This is a genomic window from Curtobacterium sp. MCPF17_031 (genome assembly GCF_003234035.1).
In the GTDB taxonomy this organism is placed as follows: domain Bacteria; phylum Actinomycetota; class Actinomycetes; order Actinomycetales; family Microbacteriaceae; genus Curtobacterium.
This window is the reverse complement of sequence record NZ_QKSG01000006.1, coordinates 203,408-222,130: the sequence shown is the minus strand read 5'-3', so window position 1 is coordinate 222,130 and position 18,723 is coordinate 203,408. Positions and strand designations below refer to the sequence as shown.

The 18,723-nt window shown below is 73.5% G+C and carries 15 protein-coding genes; 7 read left to right on the top strand and 8 right to left on the bottom strand.

Annotation, left to right across the window (positions count from 1 at the left end; genetic code table 11):
- Positions 1–74: 74 nt before the first annotated feature.
- The 3 genes from DEJ31_RS10820 to mtrA are packed head-to-tail and all read right to left on the bottom strand — an operon-like array spanning position 75 to position 4,137.
- Complete coding sequence (locus DEJ31_RS10820; RefSeq protein ID WP_111121832.1) at positions 75–1,787, bottom strand: GerMN domain-containing protein; 1,713 nt, start codon at positions 1,785–1,787, stop codon at positions 75–77.
- Positions 1,784–3,454, bottom strand: coding sequence for an MtrAB system histidine kinase MtrB (mtrB, locus tag DEJ31_RS10815; RefSeq protein WP_258366267.1), 1,671 nt, complete (start codon positions 3,452–3,454; stop codon positions 1,784–1,786). Before mtrB ends, DEJ31_RS10820 begins: the two co-directional genes overlap by 4 nt.
- A 5-nt stretch (positions 3,455–3,459) precedes the next feature.
- Positions 3,460–4,137 (bottom strand): MtrAB system response regulator MtrA, encoded by a 678-nt coding sequence (mtrA, locus tag DEJ31_RS10810; RefSeq protein WP_110904734.1) that lies wholly within the window; start codon positions 4,135–4,137, stop codon positions 3,460–3,462.
- Between the two features lie 145 nt (positions 4,138–4,282).
- Here mtrA and DEJ31_RS10805 point away from each other — a divergent pair, with 145 nt between their 5' ends.
- Genes DEJ31_RS10805 through DEJ31_RS10790 form a run of 5 tightly spaced genes read left to right on the top strand, consistent with a single transcriptional unit; the run spans position 4,283 to position 10,005 of the window.
- Positions 4,283–5,662 carry a glycerophosphoryl diester phosphodiesterase membrane domain-containing protein gene (locus tag DEJ31_RS10805; RefSeq protein WP_111121830.1) on the top strand — a complete coding sequence of 460 codons (1,380 nt, stop codon included), beginning with the start codon at positions 4,283–4,285 and terminating at the stop codon, positions 5,660–5,662.
- A complete protein-coding gene (locus tag DEJ31_RS17215) occupies positions 5,659–6,300 on the top strand; it encodes a DUF4129 domain-containing protein (protein WP_181433507.1) in 642 nt (213 codons plus the stop codon). Before DEJ31_RS10805 ends, DEJ31_RS17215 begins: the two co-directional genes overlap by 4 nt.
- Positions 6,297–7,661: a DUF4350 domain-containing protein gene (locus DEJ31_RS10800; RefSeq protein WP_111121829.1), complete on the top strand. Its 1,365-nt coding sequence runs from the start codon at positions 6,297–6,299 to the stop codon at positions 7,659–7,661. The genes DEJ31_RS17215 and DEJ31_RS10800 overlap by 4 nt, the downstream gene beginning before the upstream one ends.
- Positions 7,658–8,665, top strand: a complete 1,008-nt coding sequence (locus tag DEJ31_RS10795; RefSeq protein WP_375537623.1) for an AAA family ATPase — start codon at positions 7,658–7,660, stop codon at positions 8,663–8,665. Before DEJ31_RS10800 ends, DEJ31_RS10795 begins: the two co-directional genes overlap by 4 nt.
- Complete coding sequence (locus DEJ31_RS10790) at positions 8,665–10,005, top strand: DUF58 domain-containing protein (protein ID WP_111121828.1); 1,341 nt, start codon at positions 8,665–8,667, stop codon at positions 10,003–10,005. Before DEJ31_RS10795 ends, DEJ31_RS10790 begins: the two co-directional genes overlap by 1 nt.
- Positions 10,006–10,097: 92 nt before the next feature.
- On the opposite strand, the gene DEJ31_RS10785 is transcribed toward DEJ31_RS10790, so the two are convergent.
- Positions 10,098–11,135: a stage II sporulation protein M gene (locus DEJ31_RS10785; RefSeq protein WP_375537622.1), complete on the bottom strand. Its 1,038-nt coding sequence runs from the start codon at positions 11,133–11,135 to the stop codon at positions 10,098–10,100.
- 35 nt (positions 11,136–11,170) lie between these two features.
- On the opposite strand from DEJ31_RS10785, the gene DEJ31_RS10780 reads away from it, so the two are divergent.
- On the top strand, positions 11,171–12,040 hold the full coding sequence (locus DEJ31_RS10780; RefSeq protein WP_111121827.1) for an RDD family protein: 870 nt from the start codon (positions 11,171–11,173) through the stop codon (positions 12,038–12,040).
- A 33-nt stretch (positions 12,041–12,073) separates the two neighbouring features.
- Here the strand turns inward: DEJ31_RS10780 and ahcY are convergent, their stop codons facing one another.
- Together ahcY and DEJ31_RS10770 are read right to left on the bottom strand one after the other, a co-directional pair.
- Entirely contained in the window at positions 12,074–13,567 is a 1,494-nt protein-coding gene (gene ahcY, locus DEJ31_RS10775; RefSeq protein ID WP_111044300.1) for an adenosylhomocysteinase, read from the bottom strand.
- Between the two features lie 108 nt (positions 13,568–13,675).
- Entirely contained in the window at positions 13,676–13,903 is a 228-nt protein-coding gene (locus tag DEJ31_RS10770; RefSeq protein ID WP_110904719.1) for a DUF3499 family protein, read from the bottom strand.
- A gap of 68 nt (positions 13,904–13,971) precedes the next feature.
- On the opposite strand from DEJ31_RS10770, the gene DEJ31_RS10765 reads away from it, so the two are divergent.
- Positions 13,972–14,412 carry a metallopeptidase family protein gene (locus tag DEJ31_RS10765; RefSeq protein WP_110904720.1) on the top strand — a complete coding sequence of 147 codons (441 nt, stop codon included), beginning with the start codon at positions 13,972–13,974 and terminating at the stop codon, positions 14,410–14,412.
- A gap of 31 nt (positions 14,413–14,443) precedes the next feature.
- On the opposite strand, the gene DEJ31_RS10760 is transcribed toward DEJ31_RS10765, so the two are convergent.
- Together DEJ31_RS10760 and DEJ31_RS10755 are read right to left on the bottom strand one after the other, a co-directional pair.
- Positions 14,444–15,841 carry a DUF5719 family protein gene (locus DEJ31_RS10760; RefSeq protein WP_111079184.1) on the bottom strand — a complete coding sequence of 466 codons (1,398 nt, stop codon included), beginning with the start codon at positions 15,839–15,841 and terminating at the stop codon, positions 14,444–14,446.
- Positions 15,838–18,690 carry a glycosyltransferase family 2 protein gene (locus tag DEJ31_RS10755; protein WP_111121826.1) on the bottom strand — a complete coding sequence of 951 codons (2,853 nt, stop codon included), beginning with the start codon at positions 18,688–18,690 and terminating at the stop codon, positions 15,838–15,840. Before DEJ31_RS10755 ends, DEJ31_RS10760 begins: the two co-directional genes overlap by 4 nt.
- Positions 18,691–18,723 lie beyond the last annotated feature (33 nt).

The window sequence follows — 18,723 nt, the reverse complement described above, 5'->3', positions numbered from 1 at the left end:
CTCCACATCCGGGCCGGCGGGGCGGAATGTGGACGGGCCTCCCGTCCGGCCCGGATGTGGAGGGAGGGCCCCGGTCAGCGCTGCACGCCGAGCACCGACGCCTCGACGCCGGTGGTGTCCCACCCCGCGCCGGTCGACTGCAGCACCGACCCGTCGGACATCCGGAGCAGCAGCGCGCTGCCGCTCCCCCCGGCGATCGCCGTCGCGCGACCGTCCGGCTTCGCGAGGGTGTCCCACTGCCCGCCGACGGTGGTGCGGACGATGCTCGAGCCGGCCGTCGTGCGTCCGACCGAGGCGACGTCGAGCTCGTCGACCCAGGCGGCTCCGACGGGGTCACCGTCGGCGGCCTGCACGCGGACGGGCGGGCCGAGCGAGGTCGGCGCACGGTCGGAGCCGCGCGTGATGGCGACGACATAGAGCGCGGCACCGTCGTCGGTGTCGAGGAGTGCCAGGGCTCGCGTCGAGTCACGGGACACCTGGAACGACACCAGCCTGCCCTCGGGGAGGGTCGAGGCGACGGTGTGCGGGTCACCGCCCAGCCCGTACGCCGTGATCGACCGGGTGTCCGACCGCTGCGCGACCCAGACGAAGCCTTGGTCGTCGATGCTCGGTGGCACGAGGTCCTCGCGGGTGTCGATGCGCAGCGGGTCCTTGCCGGACCGGACCACGAACACACCGTCGTCGTTGCCGACGGCTGCGGACGTGCCGGATGCGGAGAGGGCGAGCGAGTTCGGGTCGAGTCCGGCGATCCGGTCGCTCAGTCCGCCGCCGAGCGCGGTGACGTCCCCGGTGCCCGGTGTGGCGTACCCGGCGACGCGGTCCTGGACGACGAGGGGTCGAGCGTCGACGTCGGGGTTCCGCTGGGCGCTCGTGCCGCTGGAGTCGGGCAGGGGCAGGGCGACGCCCTCGACGGTGAGGTCGACCGAGGAGATCGTGGCGACCGAGGAGAGCGAGTCGGTGAGCTGTTCGCGCATCCGGACCTTCTCGACCGTGTTCGCGCGCAGCGCCTCGCTGGACAGGTCGACCTGCGCGCTGCCGCTCTCGATCGTGACGGCGTTCAGGGAGAGCTGGGTCCCCTCGGGGAACGACGAGACGACCGAGCCCTCGAGCCACTCTGCGGGCCCGGCGAGCAGGGCGCTCACGATGCGGGTGCTGGTGGAGGAGCGGGCAAGGAACCAGCGCTCGTCGGGGACGAGGAACCGGTAGGTGGGGTCGTAGAAGTACAGTGCGTGCGGCTGGAACACCGAGGTGAAGTTGACGGGCGACAGGATGATGCCGTCCGGGGCGTAGGCGATGCGCCACTGGCCGTCCTCGCGGACGAACTGGAACGTCAGCGTCGAGGACGTCGGGCGGACGGCCTGGGTGTACTCGCCGTCGGCGTCCACCGAGGCACTCGCGGTGAGCGTGTAGGTGAGTTCCTGGTCCCCGACGCGTTCGACCTGGCCGTCGCCCTGCCGGATGGTGACGCCCTGACGCGGGTTCCACTTCTGCGAGAAGCCGCTGCTGAGGAACTCGCGGGCGACCGCGTAGTCGTTCTGCGCACCGGTGGCGGCGTCGATGAACTGCGTGAGCAGGTCGGTCTGGTCCGCTCCGTCCTCGGGTCCGGTGGGACGGTAGTCGACGCCGCCGGTGGGCGACTCGTCGGTGATCGACTGGCCGGAGCGCACGGGGCCACCGGTCGGGATGGCGGCGCAAGCGGTGGCGCCGAGCAGCGTCACGGCGGCGAGCGCGGCGGTGAGCACCAGCCGGAGGCGCGCACGGTGGGTCGGTCCGTCCGTCCGGGTCATGCCGGGTCCTCCGTTCCGGTCGGTCCCGCGTAGGACTCGTCGAGCGCGGGCAGCGGGATCGCCGACGTCGGCGGGGTCTCGCTGCTCCGACGCGGCAGGGTGAGCACGAACGCGGAACCCTCGCCCGGCCGTGACCACACGTCGATGCGGCCGCCGTGCAGCTGGGCGTCGCCGAGGCTGATGGCGAGCCCGAGTCCGGTGCCGCCGATGGTGCGCTTGCGGCTGGGGTCGGCACGCCAGAAGCGGTCGAACACCCGGGCGGTGTCCTCGGGCGGCATCCCGACGCCGCGGTCGCGCACCGCGATGGCGACGGAGCGGGAGTCGCTGTCGACCACGACGTCGACGGGTCGGCCGTCACCGTGCTCGATGGCGTTGCCGACGAGGTTCCGGAGCACGCGGCGGATCCGGCGGGCGTCGAGCTGCATGGTGGTGTGTCCGCCCGGGGTGGCCAGGCGCAGCTCGATGCCGGCGCGGTCGGCCAGGGGGCGGAACTCCTCGACGATGTCGGCCGCGAGCGCCGCCGGGACGACGGGTTCGGTCTCGAGTTCGACGGCCTGGGCGTCGTACCGGGAGATCTCGAGCAGGTCCGCGAGCAGCAGCTCGAAACGGTCGACCTGGGCGTGCAGCAGTTCAGCGGACCGGGCGACGGAGGGTTCGAAGGCGTGCCGGGCGTCGAAGAGCAGGTCCCCGGCGAGGCGGATCGTGGTGAGGGGTGTCCGGAGCTCGTGGGAGACGTCGGACACGAACCGCTGCTGGACGCGCGAGAGTTCGGCCAGCTGGGTGATCTGGCGGCTGACGGCGTCGGCCATGTCGTTGAAGCTCCGGGCAAGGGTGGCGATGTCGTCCTCGCCCCGGACCGGGATGCGTTCATCGAGACGGCCGGCGGCGATCTTGCGGCTGGTCTCGGCAGCGCCGCGGATGGGGACGACGACCAGGCGCACCACGAGCGAGGTGACCAGCGCGATGAGTACGATGAGGGCGACACCGCCGATCGAGAGGGTCTGGGACACGAAGTCCAGCGTCTGCTGCGCGTCGGACAGGTCGTACACGATGTACAGCTCGTACTGGCCGGCGCTCGGGATCTGCAGTGTGGACCCGACGGCGAGCCCCGGTCCGCGGCCCTCCGGGCCCTCCAGTCGTACGGGTTGCAGACTGAGCTCCCCGGTGTCGGCGGCGACCCGTTTCCGCAGGTCGTCCGTGATCACGGAGTCCGGGAACCCGGTGCTGGCGACGTTCTGCAGGATCTGCGGTGTCCGGGCTCCGGGTGTGCGCTCGATCGCGATGCTCGTCCCGCCCGGACTGGTGGTGTTCGAGAGGATCGCGTTCTGCGCCTCGCTCTGCAGCGACTCGAGTTCGGTCTGGTTGTTGTCCTCGGCCGCGGTGGCCGCGTCGAAGATGTTCTGCGCCACGATGGTCGCCCGCGCCGACTCGGCCTCGATCTGGTCGCGGCGCTGCGCGTACACGTTGTTCGAGATGCTCACCATGACGGCGGTGCCGATCACGGCGACGGCGAGTCCCGTGGTCGCCACCGTGATCGCGGCCGAGCGGACCATCAGCGAACGACGCCAGAGGTACGCGATCCCGCGCCAGATCCGGCGGAGCCAGGTGCGGACCCGCCGGCGCACTCGGCGGAACGGCGCCGGGGCCGGGGCCGACGAGGACGACACGCCCGTCAGCTCTGCGCGCCGGCCCGGTACCCGACCCCGCGGACGGTGGTCACGATGCGGGGGTTGTCCGGGTCGTGCTCGATCTTGGCGCGGAGGCGCTGCACGTGCACGTTCACCAGGCGGGTGTCCGCCTTGTAGTGGTAGCCCCAGACCTGTTCGAGGAGCATTTCCCGGGTGAACACCTGGCTGGGCTTCTCGGCGAGCGCACGGAGCAGGTCGAACTCGAGCGGCGTGAGGGCGATGGCCGCGTCACCGCGGCGCACCTCGTGCCCGGGGACGTCGACGACCAGGTCGCCGACGTGCAGGACGGTCGCGTCGGTGGCGGTCGGCCGCAGACGGGTCCGGATCCGGGCGACGAGCTCCTTCGGGTTGAAGGGCTTGACGACGTAGTCGTCAGCGCCGTTCTCGAGTCCTGCGACGACGTCCGCGGTGTCGCCCTTGGCGGTGAGCATGATGATCGGCGTGCCGCTCTCGGCCCGGATGCGACGGCACACCTCGATGCCGTCGATGCCCGGCAGCATGACGTCGAGCAGCACGAGGTCGGGCTTCGTGGCGTGGAAGGCCTCGACGGCGTCGTTGCCGTCCGCGCTGAAGTCGGGCTCGTAGCCCTCCGAGCGGAGGACGATGCCGATCATCTCGGCGAGGGCCTGGTCGTCGTCGACGACGAGGATGCGCGGTGTCATGGGATGCGGACTCCGGAGGGCAGGGTGGGGCACCCAGGGACGGGTACTCTCCGCTCACGATAGCCGAGGCCCCGTCACCGCAGGTTTTCCGACAGGATGGACACGGTCGCGCGTTCCGGCAGCGGCCAGGCGAGGGGGCAGGTCGATGGTCGACGACGGATGGCAGGTCCCGGGGACGGACCAGCCGCAGCACGGGTCGAACGGCCCGCAGCAGCAGCCGACGCCGTGGGTCGCGTCCGGCCAGCCAGGAGGCACGCCCTCACCCGGCACGTCCGCTCCCCGCACCGGCGGGCCGGCTCCACTGCCGCCGGCGTCCCGTCCGGTGATCCCGCTGCGGCCGCTCGGTCTGGGCGACGTGCTGGCCGGTGCCTTCACGGTCTTCCGCCGCAACGCGCGCGTGCTGCTGCTCTGGGCCGTCCTGCTCTCCGGGGTCCTCGGGCTCCTGGCCACCCTCGGGTCGGCGGTCGGTCAGCGGGTCCTGCAGAGCCGGGTCCTCTCCGCGGTCGACGGCGGCGGTGGTGGGGACGCGGACAGCATCATCGCCGGGACCGTGACCCTGTACGCGGTGCTGTCGATCGGCCTGCCGTTCCTCAGCTACCTGGCACGCGGGTTCCTGGTCGCCCCGGTCGCGGTCGACACCGGGCAGCGGGTGCTCGGACGGCGCGGGACGTTCCGCGGACTGTGGTCCCTGCTCGCCGGTCGTCGCGGGTCGGTCATCGGGTGGATCCTGCTGCAGCTCGCCGCCGGGATCGTGGTCGCCGTCGTCTTCGTCGTCGTCGTGATCGCGTTCGTCGCCGCCCTGGCCGCCGGGGACAGCTCGGCGGGCTGGTTCGTGCTGGTGGTGTTCCTGATGGTCCTCGGTTTCCTGGTGCTCATCGCCTTCCTGGTCACCCGCTTCGCCTTCACGGTGCCGACGATCGCACTCGAGGGTCGCAGCGTCTTCTCTGCCGCAGGGCAGTCGTGGCGACTCACCCGCGGCGCGTTCTGGCGTACGTTCGGGATCCTGCTGCTCGTGCAGGTCGTGCTCGGCGTCGCTGCGAGCATCGCCAGCATCCCGCTCACCATCGGGCTCACCTTGTTCTCCGGCGTCTTCGACCCGCTCGGACAGACCGCGGCGACCGGTGCGGCACCCTCGGCCGGCGGGGTCGTGGCCCTGGTCGTCGGCAGCCTGCTCGTGATCGCGGTGCAGTGTGTGACAGACGTGCTGAGCGCCTCCATCGTGACCTTCCTGGCGATCGACCGACGCATCCGCACCGAGGCGCTCGACCAGCGGATCGCCTCCCACGTGGACACCGGTCACCCCGCGGACCCGTTCGCACCGCACGCACCGGTGGCGCGGCCGTCCTGGACGCCGGGCGCTCCCTGGTCGCCGCAGCAGCAGTGGGCGCCGCAGCAGCCGTGGGCACCGCAGCAGCAGGGCTGGCCGCAGCAACAGCCGCAGCAGCCCTGGCCGCCGCACCAGCCCTGGGCCCCGGAGCGGCCGGACCAGCACGACCAGCACGACCAGCAGGACGGCCGCGGGTGAGCACCCCCGGTCCCGGGGAGGCACGCCGACTGCTCGAGCGCGAGCTCGCCCACCGTGACTACCAGGGCGCACAGGAGACCTGGTGGGACCGGGCTTCGCGGTCGTTCCTCGACTGGCTCGGTTCGCTCGCCCCGGACGGCGTCGGCTCCACCGGGTTCGGGCGCACCCTGCTCGTCATCGCGATCGTCGTGCTCGTCGCCGTGGTCGTCCTGGTCGTCGTCACCCGGGGTCTCCCCCGCCGCCGTGCGCGTGTCCGTCCGGGTGCCCTCGGCGGTGTCCTCGACGACGACGACCTCCGGTCCGCGCGGGCGGTGTCCGCAGCCGCGGACGACGCCTTCCGCTCCGGCGACTGGGCGACCGCGGTCCTCGAGGGCTACCGCGCCCTCGCCCGCGGTCTCGGCGAACGGGACCTGGTCATCGTGGTGCCCGGAGCGACCGCCCGGGCCATCGCCGACCGCGCCACGGTGCCCTTCCCGCAGCTCGCTGACCTGCTGCGCGGTGCCTCCGACGCGTTCGACGCCGTCCGCTACCTGGGGGTCGAAGCCGACGAGTCCGCCGCACGTCGCGTGCTCGAGACCGAACGCGCCGTCCGACAGGCCCGGCCCCTCCCCGCGGACCGACCGGCGGTCCCGGCATGAGCGCCGTGACGACGTCGGCGCCGGTGGGCCCGTCGGGTCGGGACACGACCACGTCCGCCACGGGTTCCGGGGGGCCGGGTCCCTCGGACCGCGGCGTCCGGATCGTCACCTGGGTCGCGGTCGTCGTCGTCGGCCTCCTGCTCGCTGCCCTGACCGCCGCGGTCGGCCGGGACGACCGCCAGCGGGACGTCCCGCTCGACCCGACCTCCACCTCGGCGAGCGGTTCGCGCGCGTTGGTCGAGGTCCTCGGACAGCAGGGCACCACGGTCGACGTGGTCCACGGCGCGGACGCCGTCGAGGTCGGGACGGGTGACACGGTCCTGGTCGACGACTCCGCCGGCGTGCTCGACCGAGGTGTCGCCCGGCGCCTCGCGCGGACCGTCGACGATGTGGTCCTCGTGACGGGCGACCCCGGGGTCCTCGAGTCGTTCGGCGTGGACGCACGTCCGGCCGGCAGCACCTCGTCGACCCGCGTGGCGGCGACGACGACCTGCCCGATCCCGGCCGCGCGGGCCGCGGGTTCCGTCACCGTCGTCGGTGCGACCTACGACACGGACGATGCCGACGTGCAGCGCTGCGCCCCGTCCGGCTCCGGCGCCGACACCCGCTGGGGACTCCTGCGCGCCGACACGGAGGACGGCCGGGTCACGGTGCTCGGCACGACCGGTGTCCTCCGCAACGACACCGTCACCCGCGCGGGCAACGCCGCCCTCGCGCTCGGGCTGCTCGGCAGCGGTGACCGCCTGGTCTGGTACGTCCCCACCCCGGACGGCACCGATGCCGCGCCGTCCCTCGGCGACCTCGCACCGCCCTGGGTGCCGAGTACCCTCGCCGTCCTCGGGCTGGTCGCCGTCGCCGTCGCGTCCTGGCGTGGGCGTCGGCTCGGCCCCCTGGTCGTCGAACGCCTGCCCGTCGTGGTGCGTGCCGCCGAGACCACCGAGGGGCGCGCGCGGCTCTACGCCCGCGTCCGCGACCGGACCCACGCGCTCGACACCCTCCGGCTCGCGGCACTCCGGCGGATCGGACGGAGTCTCGGACTGCCCCGGTCGGCGCACGTCGACGAGGTCGTCCGGCGGGCCGCCGCAGTGACGGGACGGTCCGCCGCCGAGGTCGGTGCCGTGCTCGTCGGTGGGACCACCGACGACGACCGGGCCCTCGTCGAGGGAGCAGCTGCCCTGGACGAACTCGAGCACGCGGTCGACCGGGCGCGCTCCGGGGACGTGGGACGGGCCTCCCGGCCTGCCCCGGACGAGCTGCCGACGAGACCGACCGGACCGACCGGGTCGCCCGCCGGACCGACCGGGTCGCCCGCCGGACCGACGACGGCGACCACCCGCACACGACCAGGAGGACGATCGTGACCGACCTGCCCACCACCACGCCCTCCGGGCGCTCCGCCGGACCGACCCCTGGCACCGATCCGCTCCGCGAGGCGGTCGCCCGCGTCCGCGCCGAGGTCGGCAAGGCCGTCGTCGGACAGGAGGGCGCCGTCTCCGGCATGATCGTCGGCCTGCTCGCCCAGGGCCACGTGCTGCTCGAGGGCGTCCCGGGGGTCGCGAAGACCCTGCTCGTCCGGAGCCTGGCCGCCGCGATGTCACTCGACACCAAGCGCATCCAGTTCACACCCGACCTGATGCCCGGGGACGTCACCGGCTCGCTGGTGTACGACGCCTCGACGGGCACGTTCCCGTTCCGCGAAGGACCGGTGTTCACCAACGTGCTGCTCGCCGACGAGGTGAACCGGACGCCGCCGAAGACGCAGTCCGCGCTGCTCGAGGCGATGGAGGAACGGCAGGTCAGCGTCGACGGCGCAGCCCGGATGCTGCCCGACCCGTTCTTCGTCGCGGCGACGATGAACCCCATCGAGTTCGAGGGCACCTACACGCTCCCCGAGGCGCAGCTCGACCGGTTCCTCATGAAGCTGACGCTCGACCTGCCGCCGCGCGAGGTCGAGTGGCAGGTCCTCCGACGGCACGCCGACGGGTTCGTGCCGCGCGACGTGCGCTCGGCGGGGATCGTGCCCGTGGTCGGCGTCGACGAGGTCCGGGCCGCACAGCGCGCGGTCCGGGCGGTCGGCGCCCGTGACGACGTGCTCGCGTACGTCGTGGACCTGGCCCGTGCCACCCGCCAGGCGCCGTCCGTCCGCATCGGCGTCAGCCCCCGCGGTTCCACGGCCCTGCTCGCCGCGGCGAAGGCGTGGGCCTGGCTGACCGGCTACGACGCCATCACGCCCGACCACGTCCAGGCGATGCTGCTGCCCGTGTGGCGGCACCGCCTCCGGATCGCCGCCGACGCCGAACTCGAGGGCGTCGACGCGGACGGGGTGCTCCAGCAGGTCCTCGAACAGGTCCGGGTACCGATCTAGTGGCGCTCTCCGGCCGGTTCGTCGCGCTCCTGGCGGTCGCCATCGTCCCCACGGTGCTGCTCGGTAGCGGGTGGGGTGCGTCGGCGTGGATCGGGTTGCTGGTCGTCGCGAGTGCCGTCGACCTGCTGCTCGCAGCGGACCTGCGCCAGGTCAGGATCGAACGGCGGATGCCGCGGCTGGCCCGTCGGGACGCCGGTGCCGATGGCACGCTCGTCCTCGCCAACGACGGCCGACGGGTCCTGCGCGGCCTGGTCCGGGACATGTGGGAGCCCTCCGCCGGCCAGGAGCCGCGACGCGTGCGACTGACGGTGCCGGCCGGTGAACGACGCACCGCGCGGATGCGCTTCACCCCGTTCCGGCGGGGACGGCGGACCACCACCGGCATCGCGATCCGGGCCTCCGGTCCGCTCGGCCTCGTCGCCCGACAACGCGTCGTCGCCGTCCCGGCCGAACTCGTCGTCACCCCGCCGTTCCGGTCACGCCGACACCTGCCGTCCCGGCTCGCCCGGCTCCGCGAACTCGACGGCGAGACCACGCTGCAGCTCCGCGGACACGGCACCGAGTTCGACTCGCTCCGTGACTACGTGCGCGGCGACGACGTCCGGTCGATCGACTGGCGTGCCACCGCCCGCCGCCAGGACCTGGTCGTCCGCACCTGGCGACCCGAGCGCGACCGCCGTGTCGTCGTGGTCGTCGACGCCGGACGCGCCGGTGCCGGGCGGGTCGACGACGAGCCCCGCCTGGACACCGCGATCGAGACGGCGCTGCTCGTCGGCGCCCTCGCAGCGGCCGCCGGGGACCGGGTCGACCTCGTCGTGCTCGACGACGCCGTACGCGGACGGGTGCTCAGCGCGACCCGCTCGGACGTGGTGCAGCGGTTCGGCGAGGCCCTCGCCCTGGCCGAACCCGAGCTCCGGCCGACCGACTGGGCCGCGGTGCCCGGGATCGTCGACGCCGTGACCACGCAGCGCGCGCTCGTGGTGCTCGCGACCAGCCTCGACTCCGTGGGTGCCTCCGGTGACCTCCTCACGGTCCTGCCCACGCTCGCGCGTCGGCACGCGGTCGTCGTGACGAGCATCGAGGACCCCGCGGTGGTGCGGATGGCGGTCGCCGACGGCAGCCGGGGCAGCGTGGCGGGCCTCCTGTCCGACGCCGGGTCCGCGAACGGGTCCGTGGACGTGTACCGGCGGGCCGCCGCGGAACGGTCGCTGCTCGACGCCGACGGGGTCGCCGACGTCGCTCGCCGTGCCGGCGCCGAGGTGGTCCGGGGTCTGCCCGAGGAGGTCCCGCCGCGGACAGCCGACGCCTACCTGCGCGCGAAGGCGGCCGGGAGGCTCTGACCGGCCCGTCCGGGACGTTGCGACACCGAGAGGCTGCGACACCGGGACGCTGCGACACCCCGACGCTGTGACACCCGGGTGGTCACGCCGGGTCAGCCGGCGACGATCTCGCTGGCTCCCCGGTCGAACTCGTCGACGTCGCCACGCTCCCCCGCCCGGTGTGCTCGACCGCCGACGCCCCACTGGTAGCCGAGGACCAGTGCGAGCGCCACCGTGCCGATTCCGATCTTCACCGGCCACGGCCAGTCCTGCCGGGTGACGGTCCCCTCGACGATGCCGGACATGAGCAGGGTGAGCACGAGGCCGATCGCGACCGTGATGAGCGCTCGACCATCCTCGGCCAGCGCCTGCGCCCGGGTCCGGTGCCCCGGGGCGATCCACGACCACGCGATCATCAGCCCCGCCCCACCCGCCAGGAAGATCGAGTACAGCTCGAGCTGCCCGTGCGGGGCGATGTAGAGGAAGAAGTCCCCGAGCCGACCCTGCGAGTGCATGATCGACACCGAGACACCGAGGCTCATCGCGTTCTGCACGATCGAGTACGGCACGAACAGCCCGGTGATGCCGAACGCCACCATGCTCGCGGCGATGTAGGCGTTGTTCGTCCACACCTGCGCGGTGAACGCTCCGAGCCCGTGGTCGGAGTAGTAGTCGACGAAGTCCTGGGTGGCGTACTGCCGGAGTGCCGAGTCCGTCCCGAACGTGTCGACCGCGCCCGGCGTCGACGTGATCCACACGGCCGTGACGCTGGCGATGACGATCGTGGCGACCGCGACCCAGATCGTCACCCACCGGATCCGGTACAGCGCGGCGGGCAGCTGGAGGGCGAAGAACCGGACGACGGCGGTGACGGGATCGACCGGCGTCCCCGTGAACCGCAGGCGGGCTCGGTGGAGGGTCAGCGAGAGCCGGTCACCGGTCGCGGAGCGCGGTGACACCTGCCGGATGCGGGCGAGGTCCGTCGCGGCCGCTCGGTAGTCGGTGAGCATGCGATCGACGTCGTCACCCGAGGTGGGGCGGCGTCGGGCGAGCCGGTCGAGCTCGTCCCACCGAGCGCGATGCACCTCGGAGTAGGCGTCCAGGTCCATGCGCTCCCCCTCGTGCTGGTCGGAGCCACGCTCCGGGTCCACGACCGCTCGTGGTCCTGTTCCGACAGAATGATCCCATGCCGAAGCGCGCCACGCCCCGGGACCTCGCGGACCGCCGCTTCGTCCGCGCCTTGGACGACACCGATGACGCGCTCGTCGTCGGTGAGGCCGTCGCGCTCGACGTCGTGCCGGCGAGCATCGTCCTGCGGGGAGCCGCCGCACTGCTCGACGCGGTGTGCCTCGTGGTGCTCCTCGTGATGCTCCTCATCGGCATGTCCCGGGTCTGGCCGACCGGGGTCGACAGCGGCTGGTCCGCCGCGGCGCAGATCGTCGTGGTGGTCGTCGTCTTCGTGCTCGTCCCGGCGGCCGTCGAGACCGTCACCCGAGGCCGGAGCGTCGGTCGGTACGCCCTCGGGACCCGGGTGGTCCGGGTCGACGGCGGCGCGGTGTCGTTCCGGCACGCGTTCACCCGGGCCCTCGTCGGACTGCTGGAACTCTGGCTCACGGTGGGCTCCCTCGCCCTGGTCGTCGCACTGTTCGGCTCCCGCCCTCGACGCCTGGGCGACCTGCTCGCGGGTACCGTCGTGCAGCACGAGCGACTGCGCCGGACGGTCGACCCGGTCGTGACGCTGCCGCCGTCACTCATCGGGTGGGCCGGTGTCGCGGACGTCCGTCGGCTGCCGCAACGGCTCGAGAACCGGATCGCAGCGTTCTTCCGGGGCGCGGCCTCGGTGCAGACCGGACTCCGCGCCGAGGTGGCGCGTTCCCTGGCGGCCGAGGTCGCCGAGTACGCGCAGCCGGTGCCGCCGGTCCCGGCCGAGGAGTTCCTGGCCGGGGTGGTCGCACTGCGCCGAGCGCGTGACCTGCGGGCGTTCACCGGCCGGGCGCGCACCCTCGAGCGGGCGAGCACGCTCGCGGGGGCGCGTCCGCCGGGCTTCCCGCGCTGAGGACCCCGACGGACGCTGCCCCGGCACCAGGGCTCAGTAGCGGTACTGCTCCGACTTGTACGGGCCCTCGACCGGGACGCCGATGTACGCCGCCTGCTCCGGCCGGAGTTCGGTGAGCCGGACCCCGAGGGCCTCCAGGTGCAGCCGGGCGACCTTCTCGTCGAGGTGCTTCGGCAGCACGTGGACGCCGACCGGGTACTGCTCGAGCCGGGTGTGCAGTTCGATCTGCGCGAGCACCTGGTTCGTGAACGAGTTGCTCATCACGAAGGACGGGTGACCGGTGGCGTTGCCGAGGTTCATCAGGCGGCCTTCGCTGAGCACCAGGATCGAGCGGCCGTTGGGCAGACGCCACTCGTGCACCTGCGGCTTGATCTCGACCTTCTCGGCGCCGGGCATCGACTCGAGGCCGGTCATGTCGATCTCGTTGTCGAAGTGCCCGACGTTCGCCACGATCGCCAGGTGCTTCAGCGCGAGCATGTCGTCCACGCCGACCACCCCGAGGTTGCCGGTGCAGGTGACGACGATGTCCACCTGGGCCGCGACGTCCTGCAGACGGGCGACCTGGTACCCGTCCATCGCCGCCTGGAGCGCGCAGATCGGGTCGACCTCGCTGACGATGACGCGGGCGCCCTGGCCGCGGAGCGCCTCGGCCGCGCCCTTGCCGACGTCGCCGTAGCCGACGACGAACGCGACCTTGCCGCCGATCAGGACGTCGGTGGCCCGGTTCAGGCCGTCCGGCAGCGAGTGGCGGATGCCGTACTTGTTGTCGAACTTCGACTTGGTGACCGAGTCGTTGACGTTGATCGCCGGGAACCGCAGCCCGCCGGCGCGCGCCAGCTCGTACAGGCGGTGGACGCCGGTGGTGGTCTCCTCGGTGACGCCCTCGATGTCCGCGGCGATCCGGGTCCAGCGGTCGCCGGACTGCTCGAGCGAGGACGCGACCGTGGCCAGCACGATCTCCCACTCGGCGCTTGCGTCGGGGCCGGCGTCCGGGACCCGGCCGGCGGCTTCCGCGTCCGCGCCGGTGTGCACGAGCATGGTCGCGTCGCCACCGTCGTCGAGGACCAGGTTCGGGCCACGCCAGGAGACGGGCTCGGAGTCGGCCCCGGCCTCGGCTGCCTCGGCGCTCCAGTCGAAGACCTGGTTCGTGCACCACCAGTACTCGTCGAGGGTCTCGCCCTTCCACGCGAACACCGGGACGCCGGCGGGGGCGTCGACCGTGCCGGTCGGGCCGACGGCGACCGCGGCCGCGGCTTCGTCCTGCGTGGAGAAGATGTTGCAGCTGGCCCAGCGGACCTGCGCGCCGAGGGCGACCAGCGTCTCGATGAGGACGGCGGTCTGCACGGTCATGTGCAGCGAGCCGGCGATGCGCGCCCCGGCGAGCGGTTGCGCGGCGCGGAACTCGTCCCGGAGCGCCATCAGGCCGGGCATCTCGTTCTCGGCGAGTCGGATCTGGTGGCGGCCGGCCTCGGCGAGCGTGAGGTCGGCGACGCGGAACGGGACGGCGGCGCGGGTGTCGGTCGGCATGCCGCTCAGTCTCCCACGCACCGCCGACCAGGACGGTGTCGCGTGACGCCCGTGGACAGACCCACGGGGACGGCTGACGGTGCAGGAGGGAGCGAGGCGCGCCTCCCGTCAGGACGGGTGACGCTCAGGTGTGCGGGGCGGCGGGTCACGCCGGATCACGCGCCATCCCTGCGGGACCCGCAGCGTCGCGGCGTGCCGGGCGCAGAGGTCGTACCCGTGCGGTTCGACGCGTCCGGAGAGCGGCCCGACGACGACCATCGAGTCGGCGTAGTCGTACGTCAGGGTCGCCGAGGCGCCCGCGCCACAGGCGACCTTGCTGCAGATCCGTACGTCCATACCGGACTCGACCCTACCGGCCGCGCCACGGGGAGCCCGCGCGGGGTCCTGCCGCGTACGATGGCGGGATGCGCCGCAAGCCCAGGATCGTCACCCCGGTCGACCGTGCACGCGGTCGTTCCCGCCACGGTCGGGGCCACCGGTCGAGCGTGACCGGGCCGGAACTGGCCCCGGTGATCACCCGGGCCGAGGCCTTCGACCGCGTCGTCGGCGACACCGCGCACTACCTGGTCGGACTGTGGCCGGAAGAACTGACGGGCGTGGTGTTCCAGGTCGCGGACATGCCGACCGACACCGGCCTGCCCGACGAACTCCCCCGGTGGCGCATCGACCGGGACGCCCGCCGCGTGACCGTCTTCCGGATCCCGGTCGAGCGGGTCACCCACAGCCCCGAGAAGGACGACGTGGACCGGCGGATCGTCGTCGAGACCGCGGTGTTCCGCGCCGTCGCGGAGCTCATCGACAAGGACCCCTGGGACCTGGCACCGGACCGCTACCGTCACTGGTGACGGGCCGGTCGGCGCCCGACGGCCTCGCTCGCTACGGGTAGACGCGCACCGGACTGGAGACCTCGGTCTCCGGGCGCACCGGGAACCCGGCGATGCCGTCGTCCCCCTGGTACGTCACCCCGGCAACCAGGCCCTCGGCGCCGCTGATCGTGACCTGCTGCGCACTCGGCACGGTCACGGTGGCGGTGGAACCGGAGGTGACCTGCACCTCCTGCGCGTCGTCACCGGACCGGACCGTCACGGTCGCGTCCTGCCGCGTCGGGTTGACGAGGTTCAGGCGAGCGCCGGAGCCGGCGGCGACCGCCGTGACCGTGGTGGCGGAGAGCGGCTCGGCCGACGCGAACCAGCCGAGGTCGGTCCGCCCGTCGTCGGTCGGGGTCGTCGTGCGTGCCCCCGCGACGATCGGCACCGACGAGTCGATCGTGAACGAGTAGCGGCCGTCCGGGAAGTCGTCGAGCGGCACGTCGGTGACGACGCCCGGCTCGGCGGTGGCGTCGACCGTGGTCCCGCCGCCGTCGGCCGTGGTGATGCCGAGCGTGACACGCGCGACCTCGGTGCCGGGGACGTAGAGACGCAGCACCGGAGCGGCATCGGCGGTGTCCTCGCCGCGTTGCGCGCCCTCGGCGTCCTCGAGCACGACCGCGGGGATGACCTGGGTCCGTGACGGGGCCGCGCCGCCTGAGACGATGTCGAAGCCGCCGGGGGTGAGCGTCCGGACGACGGTCTCCTGCATGTGGGCGACGATCTGGCCGCCGGAGGACGTGACGTGCACGACCGTCGAACCCTGGTCGGTGACGAAACCGGACAGCGGGACGACCTTCTGCGAGTTCGGGGCGACCACGATGCCGGTGGTCCCCGGTGCGCTGACGGTGCCGCTGGTGTCGGCGATCGACAGGTCGACGGTCGCGTTGACGTCGGTCGGGTTGCTGAGGGTGACGAGGCTGGTGCGACCGGTCTCGGTCGAACCGCCGACGAGCCAGGTCGACTGCGACGGGTCGTCACAGGAGGCTGCCCCCACGCCGACGACGTCGCCGTCGGACACGCTCTGGGAGCTGCTGCCCGCCACCTGCGGAGCGGTGTCGCCCGCCGGGGCGGTGAGGAGCGTCGGGACGCTGCTGCCGGTGCTCGCGCTGCCGAGTTCGCTCCGGTCGACCCGGTCACCGGTGGTGGCGGTGGCGATCTCCGGCGAGCCGATGGTGCTCGCGCGGGTGGCGTCGTTGCCGGCGTCGTCGGACAGACGCAGCGCGCTGCCGGCGCAGACCCGCTCGGCCGCGGCCGGCACCGGGGTGACGGTCCGCCCGGCTGGGTGCCCCGGTTCCGCGGTCGTGCCGATGGTGTGCGCGGCGGCGATCGTGCCGGCCGCGACGACCACGGCCACGACGGTGGCGGTGCCGCGGAGTGCCCAGCGGCGCGCGGTGCTCGTGCTCATTCGTCGCGCTCCTCGTCGAAGGTGGTGGCGGGTTCGTCGGCCTCGAGGACGTTCGACGTGGCACGGCGGCGGCGCGGCGCGGTCGGCACGGCGAGCAGTGCGGCCGCGCCGAAGACCACGCCGATGACCACGAGGTAGAGCACGTGGGTCGCCTTCGCGGCGGCCGAGCCCGTGCTCGTCCGGTCGACGTCGCCCTCGTAGTGGAAGAGCGACCCGCTGGCGGTCTCCCCGATGCTCGTGAAGCGGGCGTCCTGTCCGATCGCCCCGGCGGCCCGGTCGTGGACCGCGCGGGCCTCGGCGTCGTCGGGGGCGTCGTCGAGCAGGACGAAGCTGATGCCGAGGTCACGGAGCGCCGGCTCGGGGTCGTAGCCGCTGCGGCTCGCCAGGTTGCCGGCGAGGGTCGCCAGGCGGCTGCCGGACCGGCTCAGCGAGAGGGCGGTCGCATCGAGGGTCCACTGGTCGTCGAGCGTGGAGCCCTGGCCGCGCTCGAGGGCGACCGCGAGCGACCCGTCGGTCTGCGGCTGGACGACGAGCGTGCCGACATCGGGGTTCGCCTGCGCCTCGGCGTTGACGTACGCGCTGAGCACCCGGCCCGAAGTCGGCTGGATGGCCGCACGGTCGAGGTAGAAGGCGGCGAAGGCGGGAGCCACCGCGACGGCCGCGAAGACCGCGGCGACGAGCCCGACGACCGGGGCCGCCCGGGGGACGGTGTCGATGCCGATGCACGCCGCGACGACGATCGCGAGCGCGAACACCGACAGGGCGCTGCCCGGCCAGACGATCGTGGTGGTGGAGCCGACGCCGGTGACGGCGAGGTGCGTCGCCCCGAACGCGGTCGCGTAGCCGAGCAGGGCGGCAACGAGCGCCGTGCCCGCCAGGGACCAGCGGTGGCCGAGGACGGCACCGATCGCGCTCGCGGCGACCGGCAGGGCCAGCACGGCCATCGCGACCGGCAGCACGGCGTCGCCGAGGCCGAGCGGCGCGACGGCGGACAGCCAACCGTTCCAGTCCGGCAGCGGTTGCCCGATCGCCAGCTGCAGCGCACTCGGCGCGGGCGTGGCGGAGGGGACTCCCGGGTCCGCGAAGACGGCGAGCGGGTTGCCCCGGGCGATCTGCGCGAGCACGAGCGGGACGAAGAGCACGGCGGCCGGCACCGGCACGAATACCCGTCGGTGTGCGTGCCGCCAGCCGACCACGAGGGCGACGAGCCAGCCGATCAGGAGCACCGGCAGGAGCGACGGTGCCGACGCGGCGACGACCGCGAAGAGCAGCGCAGCCCCGGAGGCCGACGCCCACGACCGGTGCGCCTCGACCAGCGTCAGGAACAGCCAGGGCAGCAGCACGTGGGCGATCACCGCCCCGAGGTGGCCGGTGGTCACCGCGCCGACGAGGGCCGGTGCGACCGTGTAGAGGACGGCGCCGATGACCGGCACCCAGGTCCGCGTCGTCACCTTGCGCACCGCGGCCCACGCGCCGAGGGCGGCGAGCGGGAAGGACAGGAGCATGACGAGCACGATCGAGGTCGACGGCGACCAGAACGTGATCGAGCCGAGCACGGCGAGCACCGCGGCGAAGGGGTCGGACGGGCCGGTGGAGCCGGTGCCGAGGGAGTGCCAGCCGTAGCCGACGTTCCGCCAGAGGTCGCCGACGTCCGTGCTGAGCGGCAGCAGTCCCCCGCCGGTGAGCGCAGGCGAGCCGAGCAGCGGGAAGAGCGTCACGACGCTGAGCACGACGGCGGCCAGGACCACCCAGATGCCGCCGTCCGCCAGGAAGGACGCTCGGGCGATGGGCGCGTCCTCGACGCGCGCGAGTTCGACGTCGCGGGAGGTCGTGCGGTGTTCGTGCACCCGTCGCCAGCTGATCCGGAGCGGTTCGATCGCCCCCCAGCCGAGCTTCCGGTTCGCCGCGAGGGTCCGCCGGGCACGACCGACCCCACCGCCGAAGGCGACCGCGAACGCGGCGGCGAGCTCACCGCCGACCGCGGCCGGGTGCTTCGCGACGAGGTGTCCGATCGCCCGTCCGAGGGCGAACGGCACGAGGGTCAGCCAGTGGATCCAGAGGACACCGGCGGACGAGTAGGTCAGGCGGCGGTGCAGCTGCGCCTGGCGGTGCATCCGCACACGGCGCCGCTCGGACACCTTCGCGCGGCCGAACTCCTCGATCGGACCGGCGCTGGTGGCCCGGGCGTCCGGGACGACGGCGACGCGGTGGCCGGCGAGGCGGGCACGCACGGAGAAGTCGAGGGCTGCGTCGACGTCCGGCAGCGCGGGGTCGAAGCCGCCGAGGCTGTTCCACACGGACCGGCGGACGAGCATGCCACCCGCGGAGACACCGAGCACGTCGGTGTGCCGGTCGTGCTGGCCCTGGTCGAGTTCGTCCTGGACGAGGGTGATCGAGCGCCCCATCCGCGTCATGCTCTCGCCGAACGCGGCGATGCGGGCCGGGTCGTCGACGTTGACGAGTTTCGGGCCGGCGATCGCGACCGAGGGGGCGATCTCGACGGCACCGAGGAGCGCGGCGAGGGTGCCGGGCGTGGGGCTGTTGTCGTGGCCGACCAGCCAGAGCCACTCGTCGACGCCGTCCTGGGCCTCGGCGCGGGGGGCGACCTGCTCGCCGTGCCGGACCGCCTCACCGAAGGGCCGCCCGGCCGCGATGCGGGACAGCTGGGCGCTGCCGCCGAAGGAGAGCTCGGAGGTCGACCCGTCGGTCGAGCCGACGTCGACCACCACGAGCCCCTCCGGCGGGCGGGTCTGCGCCGCCAGGGCGTTCAGGGTGCGGTCGAGATGGTCCGACCCGTTGGCTGCGACGAGGATCGCGGTGACGCGGGGCGTGGAGGCACTGGGCTGCATGACGGGAGCGACTCTACGGGCCGGGAGGCACGG